The organism is Ensifer sp. Root1252 (assembly GCF_001425885.1).
Classification (GTDB): domain Bacteria; phylum Pseudomonadota; class Alphaproteobacteria; order Rhizobiales; family Rhizobiaceae; genus Ensifer; species Ensifer canadensis.
The window spans coordinates 482,458-500,053 of the sequence record NZ_LMDT01000034.1 but is presented as its reverse complement, the minus strand read 5'-3'; the positions used below and the strand labels follow the sequence as shown (position 1 = coordinate 500,053).

The window sequence follows — 17,596 nt, the reverse complement described above, 5'->3', positions numbered from 1 at the left end:
AAAAGTCGCAAACACTTCGCCGGCCGGGCGCCATGGCAGTCCCGGCCGAGATCCGGTGGTCCGGATCAGCTTGCGACGGCGTGCGCGACGGTGGTTTTTCCTGTCAGTGACGACAGGATGTCGTTCATCGGCGCCAGCTGTTCGAGTGGTCCGATCGCCGACAGCGTCGGGGCGGTGTCGAAGAACAGGCGACCTGCCAGATCGGTCAGACGCTCGATGGTAATGCCAGACAGGCGCTCCATCAGTTCGTCGTTCGGGATCGGGCGGCCATAAAGCATCATCTGGCGGGCGATCTGGCCAGCGCGTGCGGCCGGGCTTTCCTGGCCCATCAGCAGCTGGGCGCGGATCTGGGCGCGGGCGCGCTCGATTTCCTGCTGTTCGATGTTCATCGACGACTTGCGCAGTTCGTCGACAATCACGGGCATCAGCTCCGGCAGGTTCTCGCCGCCGGTTGCCGCATGCACGCCGAAGATGCCGGTATCGGAGAAGCCCCAATGGAAGGCATAGACCGAGTAACAGAGGCCACGATGCTCGCGCACTTCTTGGAATAGGCGCGAAGACATGCCGCCACCGAGGATGTTGGCGAGGATCTGCGAACAGTAGAAGTCGCGGGCGTGATAGGCCTTGCCTTCGAACCCGAGCAGGATCTGCGCGTCCATCAGGTCGCGGGTCTCGCGGCTTTCGCCGCCAGTATAGATCGCGGTTTCGAGAACCGGCGTTGCCAGCGGCGTGCGCGGCAGCGTCGAGAAGCGCTCCTCGACCTGGCGCACGAAAGCCTCGTGCTCGACGGCGCCGGCCGCGACGACGAACATCCGGTCGGTGGTGTAGTTGCGGCCGAGATATTGGCGGATCTGGTTGGCGGAGAACGACATCACCGTCTCCGGCGTGCCGAGGATCGGGCGTCCGACCGTCTGGTTGCGATAGGCAGTTTCGGCGAAACGATCGAAGACGACATCGTCGGGCGTGTCGTCGGCAGCGCCGATCTCCTGCAGGATCACCTGTTTTTCACGGCGCAGCTCTTCCTCGTCGAAGCTCGATTCGGTGAGGATGTCGGCAAGGATGTCGACGGCCAGCGGCACGTGATCCTTGAGGACGCGTGCGTAATAGGATGTCGTTTCGGTCGAGGTCGCGGCGTTGACTTCGCCGCCGACATTCTCGATTTCCTCGGCGATCTGGCGGGCGGTGCGCCGGCCGGTGCCTTTGAAAGCCATGTGCTCAAGCAGATGAGCGATGCCGTGTTCGCCCACGGTTTCGTTGCGTGAGCCCGATTTGATCCACACGCCGAGCGCCACGCTTTCAAGGTGCGGCATCTGCTCGGTTACCACCGTCAACCCGGAAGGGAGCCGGGTGCACTCAACTTTCATCATACGTTTCTTCTCGTTCTTACCCCTGGAGACGGGTGCGCTCGCCGATAAAGGTCTCGACGCTCTTCAAATCCGCATCCAGGATATCGAAACGCTCCTCCCTGTTCATCAGGTCAGCAAGCCACGTCGGAAGCGCCGGGTCAATACCACTTGCCGATTTTACGGCGTCGGGGAATTTCGCGGGATGGGCGGTTGCAAGCGTCACCATTGGGGCCGACGCCTTCTCGTGCTTGGCCGCCACGAAGACGCCGATGGCGCTGTGCGGGTCGAGCAGGTAGCCGGTTTTCTCCAAGGTCTTGGCAATGGTCCTGGCGACGTCCTTTTCGGAGGCGCGCCCGGCCTGGAACTCCTTGCGGATCGCCTTCAGCGCCTTTTCGCGGATGGCAAAGGAGCCTGATTGCTTGAGGCTGTCCATCGCGGATCGGACTTCGGCCGGATCGCGATCGTTGGCTTCGAACAGAAGCCGTTCGAAATTGGACGAGATCTGGATGTCCATCGACGGAGACGTGGTCGCCTTGACCCCGCGCATTTCGTAGCGGCCGGTCTTCAGCGTGCGGGCGAGAATGTCGTTTTCATTGGTGGCGACAACAAGCTTGTCGATCGGCAGGCCCATGCGCTTGGCGACGTAGCCGGCGAAGATATCGCCGAAATTGCCTGTTGGCACAGTGAAGGAAATCTTGCGGTCCGGGCCGCCGAGCGCGATCGCCGTCGTGAAGTAATAGACGATCTGGGCCATGATCCGCGCCCAGTTGATCGAGTTGACGCCCGAAAGCTTGACGCGATCGCGGAAGGCCGCGTCGTTGAACATGCCTTTGACCAGGTTCTGGCAATCGTCGAAATTGCCTTTCACGGCGATGGCGTGGACGTTGCCGGCCTTCGATGTCGTCATCTGGCGCTGCTGAACGGCAGAGACCTTGCCATGCGGGAAGAGGATAAAGATGTCAGTACGTTCGCGACCGGCAAAGGCGTCGATGGCAGCACCTCCGGTATCGCCCGAAGTCGCGCCGACGATGGTCGCCCGTTCACCGCGCTCGGCGAGCACATAGTCCATCAGGCGGGCCAGCAGCTGCATCGCCACGTCCTTGAACGCAAGCGTCGAGCCGTGGAACAGCTCAATGACGAAGGCATTGGGGCCGGTCTGGACGAGAGGCGCGATGGCGGGATGACGGAAGGTCGCGTAAGCCTCGTCGATCATCTCGCGAAACTTCGCTGAGGGGATCTCACCGTGGATGAAGGGCTCGAGCACGGCAAAGGCGATATCCTGATAGGACTTGCCGCGCAGCGCCCGGATTTCTTTCTTCGACAGCGTCGGCCATTCCCTGGGAAGGTAGAGACCGCCGTCGCGCGCAAGGCCCGCAAGCAGCGCATCGCAGAAGCCGAGAGGGGCGGCCTCGCCGCGCGTCGAGATATACTTCACCATCCTAGTCCTTCGTCTTGCCTTCGGATCGCGGCGACCCTATGCGAACCGGCCGCAGCGCGTCTGTCTTATTGCGTCAGTCCTTGACAAAGTCCCCACGCATTCTTGTCACCAATGCAATTTCCGGCCCGAGCGTCGTTTCGGAAAATTCCGATCGAGATGGCTGACCCGATCGATTTTTCAATTCGCCGCTGCTATAGACGATGCCCGAAGGCCATGAAAGGCCTTCCGGCCGAGATTTCGGTCAAGGAGTTTCAACCGGTTCAGTAGAGGTTGTTCAACGTGTTTGGCAAAGTATCCCGGCCTGTCCTCGCAATATCCTTTCTCGCGATCCTCGCCGGCTGTAACAAGACGCAATCCGGCGGAGCGATCGATGCGGGCGGCAGTGCCGCAGCAGCTACGCCGGCCGTTGTCCAGGCTGCATGCCCGCAGGTGGTTTTGAGAGAAGGCACCTCGTCGTTCCGCACCTACGCCAAGGGCGGCAAGGACGATCCGACCAAGGTCATCTATCAGGCGTCGCTCGCCGATACGACGCGGCAATGCGTGCAGAGCGAAACCGCGCTCACGGTGACCGTCGTGGTTCAGGGTCGGGTCGTCAGCGGTCCCGCAGGCGGTCCCGGCAAGATCACAATGCCGATCCGCGTCGCAGCGGTCGACGAAGACAAGACGCTCTATTCCGAGCTGACGCAGCATGTCGTTGAGATCCCGGCAAACGGCTCGACGCAGTTCGTCTTCACCAAGACGGACGTCGCGCTCCCGGCCGGCGCAGGCTCCAACGCCAAGGTCTTCGTCGGCTTCGACGAAGGTCCGCCGGCAAAGCGCAAGAAGTAAGCGGCTCTGCCGCATGTTTCCTTAAATCCTATTCGATTTAAGGATAAAAACATGCAGCAATTCAAAGTGCTACGCAACTTTTGCGCGTCTAATTAAGATGCGCGGCGCTGTAGCAGCTGCCTGAAACGAAAAACGCCGGGGCAAGCCCCGGCGTTTTCATTTGGTGACTGTACCGGATTACTCGGCAGCGACGCTCTTGCCGCCTTCCCACTTGTAGAGCGAGAAAGCCTGCGAGGTGAGGTCGCCAGCTTCGCCGTAGGTGAGCTTGCCGAGCACGGTGTCGATCGCTTCGCCGGACTTGATCGCGGTCGCAACGGCGGTCGCATCCTCGGCGGAGCCGGCCTTTTCGATGCCGGCCTTCAGGACCTGCACTGCCGCATAGGCGTTAAGGGTGAAGGCTTCGGCCGGAATGTTCTTCGCCTTCAGTGCCTCGACGGCCGGAGCCGACGCCGGGTTGCGGGTCGCGTCGCTTGCGTTGGTGTAGATCGTGCCGGTCGCAGCGTCGCCGCCGATCGCCCAGAACTCGGTGTTCGACAGGCCGTCGCCGCCGAAGATCTGCGCTGTCACACCCTGGTCGCGCATCTGGCGTGCGAGCAGGCCGCCTTCCGGATGATAGCCGCCGAAGTAGACGACATCGACCTTTTCCGCCTTCAGACGGGTGACGATGGCGCTGAAGTCCTTGTCGCCCGGGTTGAGGCCTTCGTAGACGACTTCGGTGATACCGCCTGCGTTGATCCCCTTCTTGAAGCCGTCGGCGAGGCCCTTGCCGTAGGGAGCCTTGTCGTGCAGGACGGCGACGCGCTTGTCCTTAAGGTTCTTGACCACATAGGCAGCGGCAACCTCAGCCTGCTGGTCGTCGCGACCGCAGGTGCGCAGCACGTTCCACAGACCGCGGGTGGTCAGATCGGGCGTGGTCGCCGTCGGCGTTATCATCAGGATGCCGTTTTCGGCGAGAACGTCGGACGCCGCCATCGAGGTGCCTGAAAGCACCGGACCGACGACGAAGTGGATGCCTTCACCAGCAGCCTGGTTTGCTACCGATACGGCCTGCTTCGGGTCGCCGGCATCGTCCATCATCTTCAGCACGATCTTTTCGCCGTTGATGCCGCCGGCTTTGTTGATCTCCTCCGCGGCAGCTTCCGCGCCGTTCTTGACCTGCTCGCCATAGGCCGCGACCGGGCCGGTGAGCGGCGTGATGACGCCAACGGTGATATCGGCAAAGGCGAACGGCCCGAAGGCAACGCTGGCCGCCAGGGTCAGGCCCGTCAACATTGAAAGACGCATGATGTTTCCTCCTAGAAATACCCCTGAGGGGCTTGGCTGATATGGCCCTCGTGCGCGGTGCGAAAACCGGGGAGATCTTCGGAGGGACAGCCATGGCACATCAATGTGACATCCTGTCCCTCGGCGCCTAATCGGACGCCCGCCGTGATGGCCGAGAGCTTTTTCCCGCCCCGGTGAACATCCGGAGCGAAAGGGTCTGTAGCGGCTAGCGCCCGGCTTTGCCGGATCAGGCCGTCATCGACTCCGACCACTCGGATAGAGCGGCGATCACGCCCGGCAGCGCCGACATGCGGGAAATCACCGTTTCGGCGCCGGCATCGGTCAGCTGGTCGGCATGCGAGGGATGGGTGTGCGAGCCGCCGGTAAAGCCGACGACGCGCATGCCCGCTGCGCGCGCTCCATGGATGCCGTGAACGGAGTCCTCGATGACCAGGATGCGGGAAGGGGCGACGCCCATCTGCTTGGCGCCGTGCAGGAAGATGTCCGGCTTCGGCTTGACGCGGTCCGCTCCAAGGTCGCGGGCGGAATAGATATGGCGGCCGAAATGATCCTTGATCCCGACCTTGCCGAGCATCATCGCGAGCCGCGCCGAGGTCGAGTTGGAGCAGATGCAGTGCGGCAGCGTCAGCTGCGCCAGCATCGGCTTGACGCCTTCGATGATCTTGAGATCGCGCGCGAGGCGTTCGTCGAGGATCGTGTCGACCTTGCTGATGAGCGAGGCCGAAAGCGGGATGCTCGCTTCCTTTTCGATCTGCAGCAGCGTGTTCTGCCAGGTCATGCCGGCAAAGCGCTCTGCCATCTCCTCGGTGCTGATCGGATAGCCTGCTTCGGTCAAAAGGGCCGCCTCGACTTCCGAGGCGATGATTTCCGAATCGACGAGAACGCCGTCGCAATCGAAGATGATGAGGTCGATACCGTTCATTTAGGTCAGTTTCCCTGGGAGAAGGAGGCGCCACAGGCAGGGGGAGATCGCTTTCGCGGCGCGTGCTTTTGTACGCCGAAGGTTTATACGATGGCGGCCGAAATCTCAACCTTTGGAAATCGTCGAAAGGCTGCAGTCGCTTGCTCGACAGGTCCTGCCGGCACCTCTATCTGTAGCCGATGAACAAGCAACGGGACGATACGATCGCAAGCCGCATCAGCCGGGTACTGGCCGAGAGGATCATCTCGGGTGTGCTGACGCCGGGCGAGCGCCTGCGCCAGGATCACATCGCCGAGGAATTCGGCGCCAGCCACGTGCCGGTGCGCGAAGCGTTCCGGCTTTTGGAGGCGCAGGGGCTTGCCGTCAGCGAGCCACGTCGCGGCGTTCGTGTTGCGGCGTTCGACCTCAAGGAAGTCCGCGAGGTCGCCGAAATGCGGGCGGTTCTCGAGGTGCTGGCGCTGCGCCATGCGATCCCACATCTGACCGCTGCCATCCTCGATCGTGCCGAGGCGGCAACGGTCGCCGCGGACACGTCGCGCGACGTCCGTTCCTGGGAGGCTGCCAACCGCGCTTTCCATCGGCTGATCCTGGAGCCCTGCGGCATGCCGCGACTGCTCGCCTCGATCGACGACCTGCATGCCGCCAGCGCCCGCTTTCTGTTTTCGGCCTGGAGGAGCAGCTGGGAAGCGCGCACCGACCATGACCACCGCGCGATCCTTGCCGCCTTGCGGGAAGGGCGGGGCGACGAGGCAGCCAAAATCCTCGCGCGCCATGTCGGCTGGATTGGCAAGACGCCGGTCAAGACAGCTGCCGGCGAGACGCGAGAGGCGTTTTCCATCGTCGGATAGGTCTTTGAGCGCAACCGTTACGCTTGGGTCGCCGCCATGGGCGCAAAATTATAGATAATTTATTTGCCTTGTTTTTCAGTCTGTTGATGGAATCGACGTGCGATTTTGCGCGCCGTTGTCGGTTCGTCTCGGATTGACTGGTACGTCAGTCGGGGCTAGTGCGGCCATCTTATAGATAGAATAAAAAATTATCTATAATCGTGAATGCAACCTACGGAGACCCAGATGTCCAATCTCGCTTCCGCCCACGCGCCCCTCTTCGATCCGCTCCGCCTCGACGGTAAAGCCTGGCCGGTCAAGGCGCTGTTCGTGCTTCTCGGCACCGGCTTTCTCGCGCTCTCCTCGCAGATCAGCGTGCCGATGGTCCCGGTGCCGGTGACCATGCAGACCTTTGCCATCACGATGATCGGCGTCATCTATGGTTGGCGGCTTGGCGTTGCCACCGTCCTTACCTGGCTGACTGAGGCCATGCTCGGGCTTCCGGTTCTTGCCAATGGCGCCGGCGGTCTTGCCCATTTCGCAGGGCCGACGGCCGGTTATCTCGCCGCCTTTCCTTTGGTCGCTGGTATCGCCGGCTGGCTGGCACAGCGCGGCTGGACCGGCGATCGCGTTGTCCTGAGCTTCTCCGCCCATTTCGCCGCCAACATGCTGTGCCTTGCAGTTGGCGCCGCCTGGCTTGCGACGTTGATCGGTTTCGAACAGGCAATCGCACTCGGTGCTGCGCCCTTCGTGCTCGGCGCGGTGCTGAAGTCGGCACTTGCGGCGGCCGTGCTGAAAGCCGTCCAGCGCTATGTGCAGAAGCCGACGGACCTGCTTTGACGGTCCGGCTGCGCGGGCACCATCTGCTGTGCCTGCTGACCTTCGTGGGCGAGGGCTACACGCCCACGTTCACGCGCAACTATGTCAGGATCGCCGAACGCCTGTCGTCAGGTGAAAGCGTCACGGTTGTCGACGGCCCGGACGATATTTGCGTGCCGATGTTGTGTGACGCCGGTGCCCATTGCCGGGAAGACAGCATTGCACGGCGAGACAGTCTTGCACTCGCGGCCATCGCGAACATCCTCGACAGATCAGTCGCCGACGGAAAGGCCGCGGCGGTCTGTGTCGAATGCGAATGGGCCGGCCTCTGTAGCCGCGTTGCCGATAGCGGTTTTAGGGATGTTCTGGTGCGAGCAGGCACGGACCCGTGTTCACTGCGGGAAGAGGTCTGAAAAGGCCCTTTCGCCGCTATCGGTGAAGCGGATGGCGCGGCTGTTGTTCTCGCGTTTTGCCCAGCCCTTGTCGATGAACAGCGTCAGCAGCGCCTCGCCCAGCGAGCCTGCCAGATGCGAGCGTCTCTCGCTCCAGTCGAGGCAAGTTCGGCAGATTGGCCGGCGGGATTTCTTCAGCGATGCGTAGCTTATGCCGAGCGCCTCGATGCGGATCTGGCCCGTATCGGTCAAGGCGAGATCGTCGCCGGCGACCTCGATCTGTTTCGCCGCGATCAGGCTGTCGAGCATGCGCACGCCGTAGTCACCGGCTAGGTGGTTGTAGCAGACACGGGCCTTGCGCAGGGCCGGATCCCTGGGCCCGGGGCGATGCCGGTTCATGCCGCGGCTGGCGGCAAATCCCATGAGGTTCTCTAGCATCAGCCCGACCTCGTCTTCGGCCAGCTGGTAGTAGCGGTGACGGCCCTGTTTACGCTGGGTCAGCAGGCCCCCGGCCTCGAGCTTGGAAAGATGGGAACTCGCCGTCTGCAGCGTGATGCCGGCATGGGCCGCAAGCTCCGTCGGCGTCAGTGCGCGCCCGGCCATCAGCGCGGTCAGCATGTTGGCGCGGGCAGGGTCGCCGATCAGCGAGCCGATGAGTGCGATGTCTGGACCTTCCTTCATACTTCGATGGTAATCGAAGCATCAAAGGCCGGCAAGCGGGCATAGTGGGTTCATCGAAAGACAAACACGAGGAACTCAAGATGATCACCTGCTTCATCCGCTACGAAATCGACCCCTTCAAGAAGGAGGAATTCGCCGCCTATTCCCGCAACTGGGGTGAGGCGATCCCGCGCTGCGGCGCCGACCTGATCGGCTATTTCGGGCCGCACGAAGGTTCGGCGACAACCGCCTATGGCGTCTACAATATCGACAGCCTTGCTGCCTATGAGGCCTATCGCGCCCGGCTTGCCGCCGACCCTCTGGGCAGCGAGAACTACGCATTCGCGCGCAAAGAGCGTTTTATTCTGAAGGAGGATCGCATCTTCCTGAAAAACGTTTCGTCACCGGCTGGAAGGGACTGAGCTCATGATCACCGTTATCTTTGAAGTACTGCCGGCCGAGGGTCGTCGCGATACCTATCTCGGCATCGCCGCCGACCTGCGCCCGCTGCTGGACGGCATCGACGGGTTCATCTCGATCGAGCGCTTTCAAAGCCTTGCCGATCCGAACAAGGTCCTGTCGCTTTCGTTCTGGCGCGATGAGGCCGCCGTTAAGGAATGGCGCAACGGCGCCGAGCACCGCGCCGCCCAGGAGGCCGGCCGTCACGGCGTCTTTGCCGACTACCGTCTGCGCATCGCGTCAGTCGTTCGCGACTATGGCATGAACGAGCGGCATCAGGCGCCGGTCGACAGCCGCGCCTTCCACGAGGCTTGAGGGCCATCGGCATGCCAAGCGGTTGGCTATGCATCGCAATTACAAAATTTTTCCTGATGACCTTCAGGCTTTGGTAACCATCTTCGGTAACCATACGCTCCATAGTCCGTCCCGAGTAAGCGTATTTGCGAGTTGTCCATGTCATCAGTTGTTTCGCTTGCCGAAGTCTCCCGTTCCACCCGTCCGCTGGGCTGGCTCGATTCCATCATCAAGGGTGACTGCGTGGCAGCGCTCAATGCGCTTCCCGACAATTCGGTGGATGTCGTTTTCGCCGATCCGCCCTACAACCTGCAGCTTGGCGGCATGCTGACCCGCCCCGACCAGTCGGTCGTCGACGCCGTCGATGACGAGTGGGACCAGTTTGCTTCCTTCGAAGCCTATGACGCCTTCACCCGCGCCTGGCTGCTTGCCTGCCGTCGCGTGCTGAAGCCGACCGGAACGCTTTGGGTCATCGGCTCCTACCACAACATCTTCCGCGTCGGCGCCATCCTCCAGGACCTGCATTTCTGGATCCTCAACGACATCATCTGGCGCAAGACCAACCCGATGCCGAACTTCAAGGGCCGCCGGTTCCAGAACGCCCATGAAACGCTGATCTGGGCGACGCCGAACGCCAGCGCCAAGGGCTACACCTTCAACTACGATGCAATGAAGGCGGCCAATGACGACGTGCAGATGCGCTCCGATTGGCTGTTTCCGATCTGCTCGGGTCACGAGCGCCTCAAGGGCGACGATGGCAAGAAGGTGCACCCGACCCAGAAGCCGGAAGCGCTGCTTGCCCGCATCATGATGGCATCGACCAAGCCCGGCGACGTCATCCTCGATCCGTTCTTCGGCTCCGGCACCACCGGCGCCGTTGCCAAGCGCCTCGGCCGTCACTTCGTCGGTATCGAGCGCGAACAGGATTACATCGACGCGGCATCGGCGCGCATCGACGCCGTCGAGCCGCTCGGCAAGGCCATGCTTTCTGTGATGACCGGCAAGAAGGCCGAGCCGCGCGTGGCATTCAATACGCTGATCGAAAGCGGATTGATCAAGCCCGGCACCGTCCTGACCGACGCCAGGCGGCGTCATAGTGCCATCGTGCGCGCCGACGGCACGCTTGCCTCCGGTGGCGAGGCCGGCTCCATTCATCGCCTGGGCGCCAAGGTCCAGGGTCTGGATGCCTGCAATGGATGGACATTCTGGCACTTCGAAGATGGGAACATCCTGAAGCCCATCGACGAACTCAGAACCGTCATTCGAAATGACCTGGCAAAACTGAACTGATCAACCAGTTCCGCCAGGTCCTTCGAAAAGCCCTCTGCCCGGTTTTTGTACCTTCAGTCCCGGAAGGAGAGCTTTAAACGCCCGGAATCCGCAAGGTTTCCGGGCGTTTGTATGTTTCCCTCAACCTCGGGGACTTCCAGCTATTGGCGCGCTGCCATGTCAGCGCTGGATGCCATAGGCCGCGAGATCGGCCTTCAGCTTCTCCGGGTCGGTGAAATGCACCGCGTACCAGCCGGCGAGGCGCGCGCCCTCGACATTGGGCATGCTGTCGTCGATGAACAGTGTCGCTGGCGGATCGAGGTCGAAGTTGCGGGCATGAGTCTCGTAGATCGCCACATCCGGCTTGATCAGGCCGACATCGCCCGACACGGTGACGCCGCGCGGCAGGGTGAGGAACGGATAGAGCTGCAGCGCCTCGCGGAACGTATCGGAGGCGAAGTTGGTCAGCATCGTCACGTCGCGCCCCTCGGCGATCAGGTTCTCCATCAGGGAAACCGTTTCGACATAGGCGTGCGGGACCATCTCCTGCCAGTGCTTGCGGAAGGCGCGGATATGCTCTTCCCGTTCAGGGTGATCCTTGATCAGCAGAGCCTCGGCTTCTTCCCAGGAGCGGCCGCGGTCCTGCTCGATGTTCCAGTCGTGGGAGCAGACATTGGCGAAGAACCACTGCCGCTCGGCCTCGTCGGGAATGATGCGGCTGAAAGGCAGATTCGGGTCGTAGTGGATCAGCACCCTGCCGATGTCGAAGACGATGTGGCGGATTTCGATGCTGCTCATGAACCTGTTCCTCTTTACGAACTTTTACAGCGCCGCGCGTCTACGCTAGACGCGCTCGGCCTTGAAGGCATCTGGTATCGCCTGGGCGATCGCCTTCTTCATAACCGTCGGCAACGCCTGGGTTTTCAGCGAAGCGACCGGCTCCCACCAGCCGTCGTTTCCGGTCTCGGCGCGCGCGACATTGGCCCGGTAGACCGACAGGCGCAACTCGAAATGCGTAAACACATGGGTGATCGTGCCGCAGTCTTCCCAGGCCGCCGCAAAGGGCTGGGCCTCGACTGAAGTCTCGCCGTCTTGCCGCGCCGTCCACGCCGTGCCGGGCACTTCGGTCATGCCACCGAGTAGGCCGGTTTCGCTGCGCTTGCGCAGATAGACCGTGTCGCGGGCATCGATCGCCACGAAGGCGGCGCCGAGCCTCAGCGGCTTGTCCTTCTTCTTTGCCTTGCGCGGAAAAGTCTCGGGGTCGGAGACGGAAAGCGCCAGACAGTGTGGCCGGAAGGGACAGAGCGAACAGGCGGGGCGCTTCGGCGTGCAGATCGTCGCGCCGAGATCCATCATCGCCTGGGCGAAATCGCCGGGCCGGTCGGTGGGCGTCAAGGCCGCGACTTGGCTACGCATTTCCGGCTTGGCCGCCGGCAGCGGCGTTTCGATGGCATAGAGCCGCGAGATCACCCGCTCGACATTGCCGTCAAGTACGGCGCTCTGGCGGTTGAAGGCGATGGCGGCGACGGCGGCGGCCGTATAGTCGCCGATGCCGGGCAGGGCCTTCAGCCCTTCTTCCGTGTCCGGGAAACGGCCGCCATGATCGCGGGCGACGGCCTCGGCGCATTTCTTCAGGTTGCGCGCCCGTGCGTAGTAGCCGAGGCCGGCCCAGGCCTTCATCACGTCTTCATTGTCGGCGGCGGCGAGATTTTCGACCGCCGGCCACAAGGTCAGGAACTTCTCGAAATAGGCCTTCACCGCCTGCACGGTCGTCTGCTGCAGCATGACCTCCGACATCCAGATATGGTATGGGTTCGCGACCACGCCTTGCCGCGCCATCGACGGCGAGACCCGCCACGGAAGCTCGCGGTGGTGCCGGTCGTACCATTCAAGAAGAAGCGGAGCGGCCTTCGCCGCCGTGATCGTATTTGCCATGATTTGCCGGAAGTTCCTTTTCCGGCCTATACTTGGAGAAGGCGAGCCGGCGCATCAAGGCTCAATCGACATTGCATACAGAAAGTCGCGTTCGTGAGTGAACAGAAGTCCCGCAGGGGTGTGGTCCAGATCAGCGAGGTCGCCAACGGCCTGATCGATCCGGTGCTCGCCAAGCGCGCCGGCATCAACACCATGCTGCTCGGCTCCTGGGACGAGATCGCCGGCGCGGACTTTGCCGACTGCACCCGGCCGGAAAAGATCGCCTGGCCGCGACGCGCCTCGGAGATTGCCGGCGAGGGCGGCCATCAGCCCGGCGTGCTCACCGTTGCCTGCGAGGGCGCGCGTGCGCTTTTCCTCACCCATGCACAGGGCGAGCTGATCCAGCGTATCAACGGCTTCTTCGGCTTTTATGCCATCGGCCAGCTGCGGATCGTGCAAAAGCCGGTATCGCCGCCGCCAAAACGCAATCGCAAGCCAAGCCCGCTTTCCGGCGAACCGGCCCGCAAACTCGAAACCATGGTCGAGGGTATCGAGAGCGAAGAGCTGAAGGCGGCGCTGCGACGGCTCGGGACCGCAGTCATGTCTCCACGCCGGCGTTAGGCCAGCACCATCAGGCGGTCACAATTCTTTGAATTCTGTTGAAACGCTGCCCCTTGCCGCCCCGCGCGCGGCAAGATATCGAATCCGCACTGCAATTCCCTCCGAACACGGGTAAAATTCATGTCCGCTTCCGCAATGAACCTTTCGAAACGCCTGCTCAGCGGTGTTGCCATCGCGACCGTCGCTCTTGTGCTTGCCGCCTGCAGCGACGAGAAGAAGGAGCAGGCTTCGGCGACCCCGACCGAAACCACGGAAACGGCCGCCAAGGCCGACGCCAAGCCGGCCGACGCGATGACGACCGCTTCGACGACGGCTGCTCCGACAACGACCGCGCAAGCCAAGCCCGCCGGCACCGAAGTTGCCCAGTCGACCGCCGCTCCGGCAAAGGTCGAGCTGCCGAGCTCGGAAGGCTCCGTCGACATGGCCAAGCTGCTCGAGCCCGGAGCGCTGCCGGAAATGGCGGTCGGCGATGCCAACGCCCCGGTAACGATCGTCGAATACATGTCGATGACCTGCCCGCATTGCGCCGCCTTCCACAACAACACCTTCGAAGCGATCAAGACGAAGTACATCGACAGCGGCAAGGTTCGTTTCGTCCTGCGCGAATTCCCGTTCGATCCGCGCGCTGCTGCCGCCTTCATGCTGGCGCGCTGCGCCCCAGAGGGCCAGTATTTCCCGATGATCTCGATGCTGTTCAAGCAGCAGCAGCAGTGGGCTGCCGCTCAGAATGGTCGCGACGCATTGCTGCAGATGTCCAAACTTGCCGGTTTTACACAGGAGAGCTTCGAGTCCTGCTTGACGAACCAAAAACTTCTGGATGATGTGAACGCAGTTATGCAGCGGGGCGCAAAGGACTTTGGCGTACAATCGACGCCGACCTTCTTCGTCAATGGAGAGCACTATTCTGGGGATATGTCGGTTGACGTCATGTCGGCCCTCATCGACAGCAAGCTCTGATCCTTCGCTTTTCCTGAAAACGGGCGACGGCAGCAGCCGTGCGCCCGTTTTTCATGCCCTGGGGCCGGGTGAAGAGGGGCGTTCCGCGCCAGCGTTTGCCGCATGAAGTTCAACAAGCTTCGCCTGCTTGGCTTCAAATCCTTCGTCGAACCCAGCGAATTCATCATCGAGCGCGGTCTGACCGGCATCGTCGGCCCGAACGGCTGCGGCAAGTCGAACCTTGTCGAGGCATTGCGCTGGGTTATGGGGGAGAACTCCTACAAGAACATGCGCGCGTCCGGTATGGACGATGTGATCTTCTCGGGCTCCGGCAATCGCCCGGCGCGCAACACCGCCGAAGTCGGCCTCTACCTCGACAACAGCGATCGCACCGCGCCTGCCGCCTTCAACGACAGCGACGAAATCCAGGTGACGCGCCGCATCGAGCGCGAACAGGGCTCGGTCTACAGGATCAACGGCAAGGAAGCGCGCGCCAAGGATGTGCAGCTGCTGTTTGCCGACGCGTCCACCGGCGCTCGCTCGCCGTCGATGGTCGGCCAGGGCCGCATCGGCGAGCTGATTGCGGCAAAGCCGCAGGCCAGGCGCCAGCTTCTGGAAGAGGCGGCCGGTATTTCCGGCCTGCACTCGCGCCGGCATGAGGCCGAGCTGCGGCTGAAAGCCGCCGAAACCAACCTCGAGCGCCTTGATGACGTCACCTCTCAGCTCGAAAGCCAGATCGAGAGCCTGAAACGGCAGGCGCGCCAGGCCAGTCGCTTCAAGATGCTCTCTGCCGATATCCGCAAGCACGAGGCGATCCTGTTCCACATCCGCTGGGTTCAGGCCAAGGAAGCCGAAGCCGAGGCGACCAGCCAACTCAACCAGGTGACGGCACTCGTCGCCGAAAAGGCGCAGGCCCAGATGCAGGCCGCCAAGGATCAGGCGATTTCCAGCCTGAAACTGCCGGAGCTGCGCGAGAGCGAGGCGAAATTGGCGGCCGCACTGCAGCGGCTGCAGATCGCCCGTTCGCAGCTTGAGGAGGATGCTGGCCGTATCCTGCGCCGTCGCGACGAGCTGCAGCGTCGCCTGGCCCAGCTTGCCGAGGATATCGCCCGCGAGGAGCGCCTGGTTGCCGACAATGCCGGTATTCTCGCTCGCCTCGACGAAGAAGATGAAGAACTGCGCGAACTGCTCGCCGAGGCGGACGACCGGGCAAGCGAAGCCCGGGAACGGCTCGAGGAAGCGAACGAAAAGCTCTCCATGAGCGAAGCAGATCTCAGCCGGCTGACGGCCGAGCGTGCCGAGGCACAGGCCGGTCGCAACCAGCTTGAGCGGGCGCTGCGCGATCTCTCGGAGCGGCAGGCTCGGTTGGCGCGCCAGCTCTCCGACCAGGCCCGCGATCTTGACGAACTCGACCGGCAGATGTCGACGCTGCCCGACCCGCACGAAAAACAGGGCCAGGTCGAAGTGGCCGAGGCCGCCCTAGAAGAGGCCGAGGCGACTGTCGCAGCCATCGAAGAGACCCTCGCCGAAACCCGCCGCGCCGAGGCCGACGCCCGCCCGCCAGTCGATCGGGCGCGGGCCATCCTGAACGGCATCGAGACCGAGGCGCGCACGATCCGTCGCATGCTCGAAGCGGCCGGTGGTGGCGACTATCCGGCTGTTGTCGAGGAGATGAAGGTCGACCGCGGCTTCGAGACGGCGCTTGGCGCAGCGCTTGGCGATGATCTCGATTCGCCGCTCGATAGCGCAGCACCGGCCCATTGGCGTACACCGGGCGATCATTCCGGCGATGCCGCCTTGCCGCAAGGGGCGCGCTCACTCATCGAGCACGTTCGCGCGCCACAGGCATTGACGCGTGCCTTGAGCCAGGTCGGCATTGTCGACAGCGAGGCAGAGGCCGAGCGGCTGATGCCGCTGTTGAAACCCGGCCAGAGCCTGGTGACGAAGCAGGGCTCGGTTTGGCGGTGGGATGGCCACGTGACCGGTTCCGAAGCGCCAAGTGCTGCAGCACTAAGGCTGGCCCAGAAGAACCGCCTTGCTGAACTCGATACTGAGGCGGACGACGCCGGCGAGTCGCTCCGCCGTGCCGAGGCTGATCTTGCCGCTGCCGGCTCGCGCATCCGCGCCGAGGATGAACGGCTGAGGCTTGCGCGCGACGCCCAGCGCATGATCACGCGCCAGCTCGGCGAAGCGCGCGATGCGCTGGCCGCTGCCGAGCGCGCATCCGGCGATCTCTCGCGTCGCCGCGCGGTTGTTGCCGAAACCAAGAGCCAGCTTGAAAGCCAGCTTGAAGAGGTCGCCGAGCAGATCGAGACCGCCAACGACGCGCTTGCCGATGCGCCCGACCTTTCAGAACTTGAGCTGAAATTGCGCACGCAAACGGCAGATGTCGCCGCCGACCGGGCAGCGGTTGCCGAAAGGCGTGCGGCCCATGACGGACTTGCGCGCGAAAACGAGGCGCGCCAGCGCCGGATCACTGCGATATCAGGCGAACGCCAGACCTGGAAAGCACGGGCGGCAAGCGCCGAAGAACATATAGCCACCCTCAGGGATCGCGAGGCGGAAGCGCGCGACGAGGTCGAGGAGCTGATGGATGCGCCCGACGAGTTCGAGGACAAGCGGCGCGCGCTGATGAACGAATTGCAGAAGGCCGAGGCTTCACGTCGCGAGGCCGCCGATATCCTGGCCGAGGCCGAGGGTCGCCAGCGCGAGGCAGACCGCATGGCCGCAACCGCGCTTTCGGAGTTGGCAGAATCGCGCGAAAAGCGCGGCCGCGCCGAGGAGCGGCTGGTATCCGGCCGCGAGCGCCGGGTCGAGATCGAGGCACGCATCCAGGAGGCGCTCTCCTGTGCTCCGCATGAGGTTATGCGGCTGACCGGGCTTGCCGTCGACGAGGCGCTGCCGGAGATGCGCAATGTCGAGCGCGAGCTGGAACGGCTGAAGATCGAGCGGGAGCGTCTTGGCGCCGTCAACCTTCGGGCCGAAGAAGAACAGAAGGAGCTCTCCGAGCGGCTCGCTCTGCTTCTGAAGGAACGCGACGACGTCATCGAAGCGATCCGCAAGCTGCGCAGCGCCATCCAGAACCTCAACCGTGAGGGTCGCGAGCGGCTGATCGTCGCCTTCGACGTGGTCAACGCCCAGTTCCAACGGCTTTTCACCCATCTCTTCGGTGGCGGCACGGCCGAGCTGCAATTGATCGAGAGCGACGACCCGCTTGAAGCCGGCCTTGAAATCCTTGCCCGTCCGCCGGGCAAGAAGCCGCAGACCATGACGCTGCTGTCGGGCGGTGAACAGGCGCTGACGGCAATGGCGTTGATCTTCGCCGTCTTCCTCACCAATCCGGCGCCGATCTGCGTTCTTGACGAAGTCGACGCGCCGCTCGACGACCACAATGTCGAGCGCTACTGCAACCTGATGGACGAGATGGCGGCATCGACCGAAACCCGCTTCGTCATCATCACCCACAACCCGATCACCATGGCCCGCATGAACCGCCTGTTCGGCGTCACCATGGCGGAGCAGGGCGTGTCGCAGCTTGTTTCCGTCGACCTGCAGACGGCAGAGCGGCTGAGGGAAGTGGTGTAACT

General features: G+C 63.0%; 17 protein-coding genes. 10 read left to right on the top strand and 7 right to left on the bottom strand.

What is annotated here, in order from left to right:
- Window positions 1-65: 65 nt before the first annotated feature.
- Together ASD02_RS29210 and thrC are read right to left on the bottom strand one after the other, a co-directional pair.
- Entirely contained in the window at window positions 66-1,367 is a 1,302-nt protein-coding gene (locus tag ASD02_RS29210) for a pitrilysin family protein (RefSeq protein WP_025426189.1), read from the bottom strand.
- A gap of 16 nt (window positions 1,368-1,383) precedes the next feature.
- Window positions 1,384-2,784: a threonine synthase gene (thrC, locus tag ASD02_RS29205; protein ID WP_057211510.1), complete on the bottom strand. Its 1,401-nt coding sequence runs from the start codon at window positions 2,782-2,784 to the stop codon at window positions 1,384-1,386.
- 279 nt (window positions 2,785-3,063) lie between these two features.
- On the opposite strand from thrC, the gene ASD02_RS29200 reads away from it, so the two are divergent.
- Window positions 3,064-3,612 (top strand): hypothetical protein, encoded by a 549-nt coding sequence (locus ASD02_RS29200; protein ID WP_025426191.1) that lies wholly within the window; start codon window positions 3,064-3,066, stop codon window positions 3,610-3,612.
- A gap of 177 nt (window positions 3,613-3,789) precedes the next feature.
- On the opposite strand, the gene ASD02_RS29195 is transcribed toward ASD02_RS29200, so the two are convergent.
- Both ASD02_RS29195 and ASD02_RS29190 read right to left on the bottom strand, forming a co-directional pair.
- Window positions 3,790-4,896, bottom strand: coding sequence for an ABC transporter substrate-binding protein (locus ASD02_RS29195; RefSeq protein WP_025426192.1), 1,107 nt, complete (start codon window positions 4,894-4,896; stop codon window positions 3,790-3,792).
- Between the two features lie 226 nt (window positions 4,897-5,122).
- Complete coding sequence (locus ASD02_RS29190) at window positions 5,123-5,818, bottom strand: HAD family hydrolase (protein WP_025426193.1); 696 nt, start codon at window positions 5,816-5,818, stop codon at window positions 5,123-5,125.
- 179 nt (window positions 5,819-5,997) lie between these two features.
- On the opposite strand from ASD02_RS29190, the gene ASD02_RS29185 reads away from it, so the two are divergent.
- The 3 genes from ASD02_RS29185 to ASD02_RS29175 all read left to right on the top strand — a co-directional run bounded on the left by ASD02_RS29185 (window position 5,998) and on the right by ASD02_RS29175 (window position 7,877).
- Window positions 5,998-6,666: a GntR family transcriptional regulator gene (locus tag ASD02_RS29185; protein ID WP_057211508.1), complete on the top strand. Its 669-nt coding sequence runs from the start codon at window positions 5,998-6,000 to the stop codon at window positions 6,664-6,666.
- Between the two features lie 225 nt (window positions 6,667-6,891).
- Complete coding sequence (locus ASD02_RS29180; protein ID WP_025426195.1) at window positions 6,892-7,485, top strand: biotin transporter BioY; 594 nt, start codon at window positions 6,892-6,894, stop codon at window positions 7,483-7,485.
- Window positions 7,482-7,877, top strand: a complete 396-nt coding sequence (locus tag ASD02_RS29175; protein WP_025426196.1) for a DUF1284 domain-containing protein — start codon at window positions 7,482-7,484, stop codon at window positions 7,875-7,877. The genes ASD02_RS29180 and ASD02_RS29175 overlap by 4 nt, the downstream gene beginning before the upstream one ends.
- On the opposite strand, the gene ASD02_RS29170 is transcribed toward ASD02_RS29175, so the two are convergent.
- Window positions 7,857-8,537, bottom strand: coding sequence for a winged helix-turn-helix domain-containing protein (locus ASD02_RS29170; protein WP_025426197.1), 681 nt, complete (start codon window positions 8,535-8,537; stop codon window positions 7,857-7,859). The genes ASD02_RS29175 and ASD02_RS29170 overlap by 21 nt on opposite strands.
- A gap of 80 nt (window positions 8,538-8,617) precedes the next feature.
- On the opposite strand from ASD02_RS29170, the gene ASD02_RS29165 reads away from it, so the two are divergent.
- The 3 genes from ASD02_RS29165 to ASD02_RS29155 all read left to right on the top strand — a co-directional run bounded on the left by ASD02_RS29165 (window position 8,618) and on the right by ASD02_RS29155 (window position 10,559).
- Complete coding sequence (locus ASD02_RS29165) at window positions 8,618-8,938, top strand: NIPSNAP family protein (RefSeq protein WP_025426198.1); 321 nt, start codon at window positions 8,618-8,620, stop codon at window positions 8,936-8,938.
- Window positions 8,939-8,942: 4 nt separating this feature from the next.
- Window positions 8,943-9,290: an antibiotic biosynthesis monooxygenase gene (locus ASD02_RS29160; RefSeq protein ID WP_025426199.1), complete on the top strand. Its 348-nt coding sequence runs from the start codon at window positions 8,943-8,945 to the stop codon at window positions 9,288-9,290.
- A gap of 138 nt (window positions 9,291-9,428) precedes the next feature.
- Window positions 9,429-10,559, top strand: a complete 1,131-nt coding sequence (locus tag ASD02_RS29155) for a site-specific DNA-methyltransferase (RefSeq protein ID WP_025426200.1) — start codon at window positions 9,429-9,431, stop codon at window positions 10,557-10,559.
- A gap of 159 nt (window positions 10,560-10,718) precedes the next feature.
- On the opposite strand, the gene ASD02_RS29150 is transcribed toward ASD02_RS29155, so the two are convergent.
- A complete protein-coding gene (locus ASD02_RS29150) occupies window positions 10,719-11,336 on the bottom strand; it encodes an HAD family phosphatase (protein ID WP_038575950.1) in 618 nt (205 codons plus the stop codon).
- Window positions 11,337-11,381: 45 nt separating this feature from the next.
- Entirely contained in the window at window positions 11,382-12,473 is a 1,092-nt protein-coding gene (mutY, locus tag ASD02_RS29145; RefSeq protein ID WP_025426201.1) for an A/G-specific adenine glycosylase, read from the bottom strand.
- 93 nt (window positions 12,474-12,566) lie between these two features.
- Here mutY and ASD02_RS29140 point away from each other — a divergent pair, with 93 nt between their 5' ends.
- The 3 genes from ASD02_RS29140 (at window position 12,567) to smc (ending at window position 17,594) form a co-directional block, all read left to right on the top strand.
- Window positions 12,567-13,073 carry a DUF721 domain-containing protein gene (locus ASD02_RS29140; protein WP_025426202.1) on the top strand — a complete coding sequence of 169 codons (507 nt, stop codon included), beginning with the start codon at window positions 12,567-12,569 and terminating at the stop codon, window positions 13,071-13,073.
- 120 nt (window positions 13,074-13,193) lie between these two features.
- A complete protein-coding gene (locus ASD02_RS29135) occupies window positions 13,194-14,030 on the top strand; it encodes a DsbA family protein (protein ID WP_081788840.1) in 837 nt (278 codons plus the stop codon).
- 102 nt (window positions 14,031-14,132) lie between these two features.
- Window positions 14,133-17,594: a chromosome segregation protein SMC gene (smc, locus tag ASD02_RS29130; protein ID WP_057221512.1), complete on the top strand. Its 3,462-nt coding sequence runs from the start codon at window positions 14,133-14,135 to the stop codon at window positions 17,592-17,594.
- Window positions 17,595-17,596: the final 2 nt, after the last annotated feature.

Excerpts from the sequence above, each read along its gene's own strand:
- ASD02_RS29180 (WP_025426195.1), top strand. The coding sequence starts at position 6,892 with ATGTCCAATCTCGCTTCCGCCCACGCGCCCCTCTTCGATCCGCTCCGC.
- ASD02_RS29185 (WP_057211508.1), top strand. The coding sequence starts at position 5,998 with ATGAACAAGCAACGGGACGATACGATCGCAAGCCGCATCAGCCGGGTA.
- ASD02_RS29190 (WP_025426193.1), bottom strand. The coding sequence starts at position 5,818 with ATGAACGGTATCGACCTCATCATCTTCGATTGCGACGGCGTTCTCGTC.
- smc (WP_057221512.1), top strand. The coding sequence starts at position 14,133 with ATGAAGTTCAACAAGCTTCGCCTGCTTGGCTTCAAATCCTTCGTCGAA.
- ASD02_RS29165 (WP_025426198.1), top strand. The coding sequence starts at position 8,618 with ATGATCACCTGCTTCATCCGCTACGAAATCGACCCCTTCAAGAAGGAG.
- ASD02_RS29170 (WP_025426197.1), bottom strand. The coding sequence starts at position 8,537 with ATGAAGGAAGGTCCAGACATCGCACTCATCGGCTCGCTGATCGGCGAC.
- mutY (WP_025426201.1), bottom strand. The coding sequence starts at position 12,473 with ATGGCAAATACGATCACGGCGGCGAAGGCCGCTCCGCTTCTTCTTGAA.
- ASD02_RS29150 (WP_038575950.1), bottom strand. The coding sequence starts at position 11,336 with ATGAGCAGCATCGAAATCCGCCACATCGTCTTCGACATCGGCAGGGTG.
- thrC (WP_057211510.1), bottom strand. The coding sequence starts at position 2,784 with ATGGTGAAGTATATCTCGACGCGCGGCGAGGCCGCCCCTCTCGGCTTC.
- ASD02_RS29155 (WP_025426200.1), top strand. The coding sequence starts at position 9,429 with ATGTCATCAGTTGTTTCGCTTGCCGAAGTCTCCCGTTCCACCCGTCCG.
- ASD02_RS29195 (WP_025426192.1), bottom strand. The coding sequence starts at position 4,896 with ATGCGTCTTTCAATGTTGACGGGCCTGACCCTGGCGGCCAGCGTTGCC.
- ASD02_RS29135 (WP_081788840.1), top strand. The coding sequence starts at position 13,194 with ATGTCCGCTTCCGCAATGAACCTTTCGAAACGCCTGCTCAGCGGTGTT.
- ASD02_RS29210 (WP_025426189.1), bottom strand. The coding sequence starts at position 1,367 with ATGATGAAAGTTGAGTGCACCCGGCTCCCTTCCGGGTTGACGGTGGTA.
- ASD02_RS29160 (WP_025426199.1), top strand. The coding sequence starts at position 8,943 with ATGATCACCGTTATCTTTGAAGTACTGCCGGCCGAGGGTCGTCGCGAT.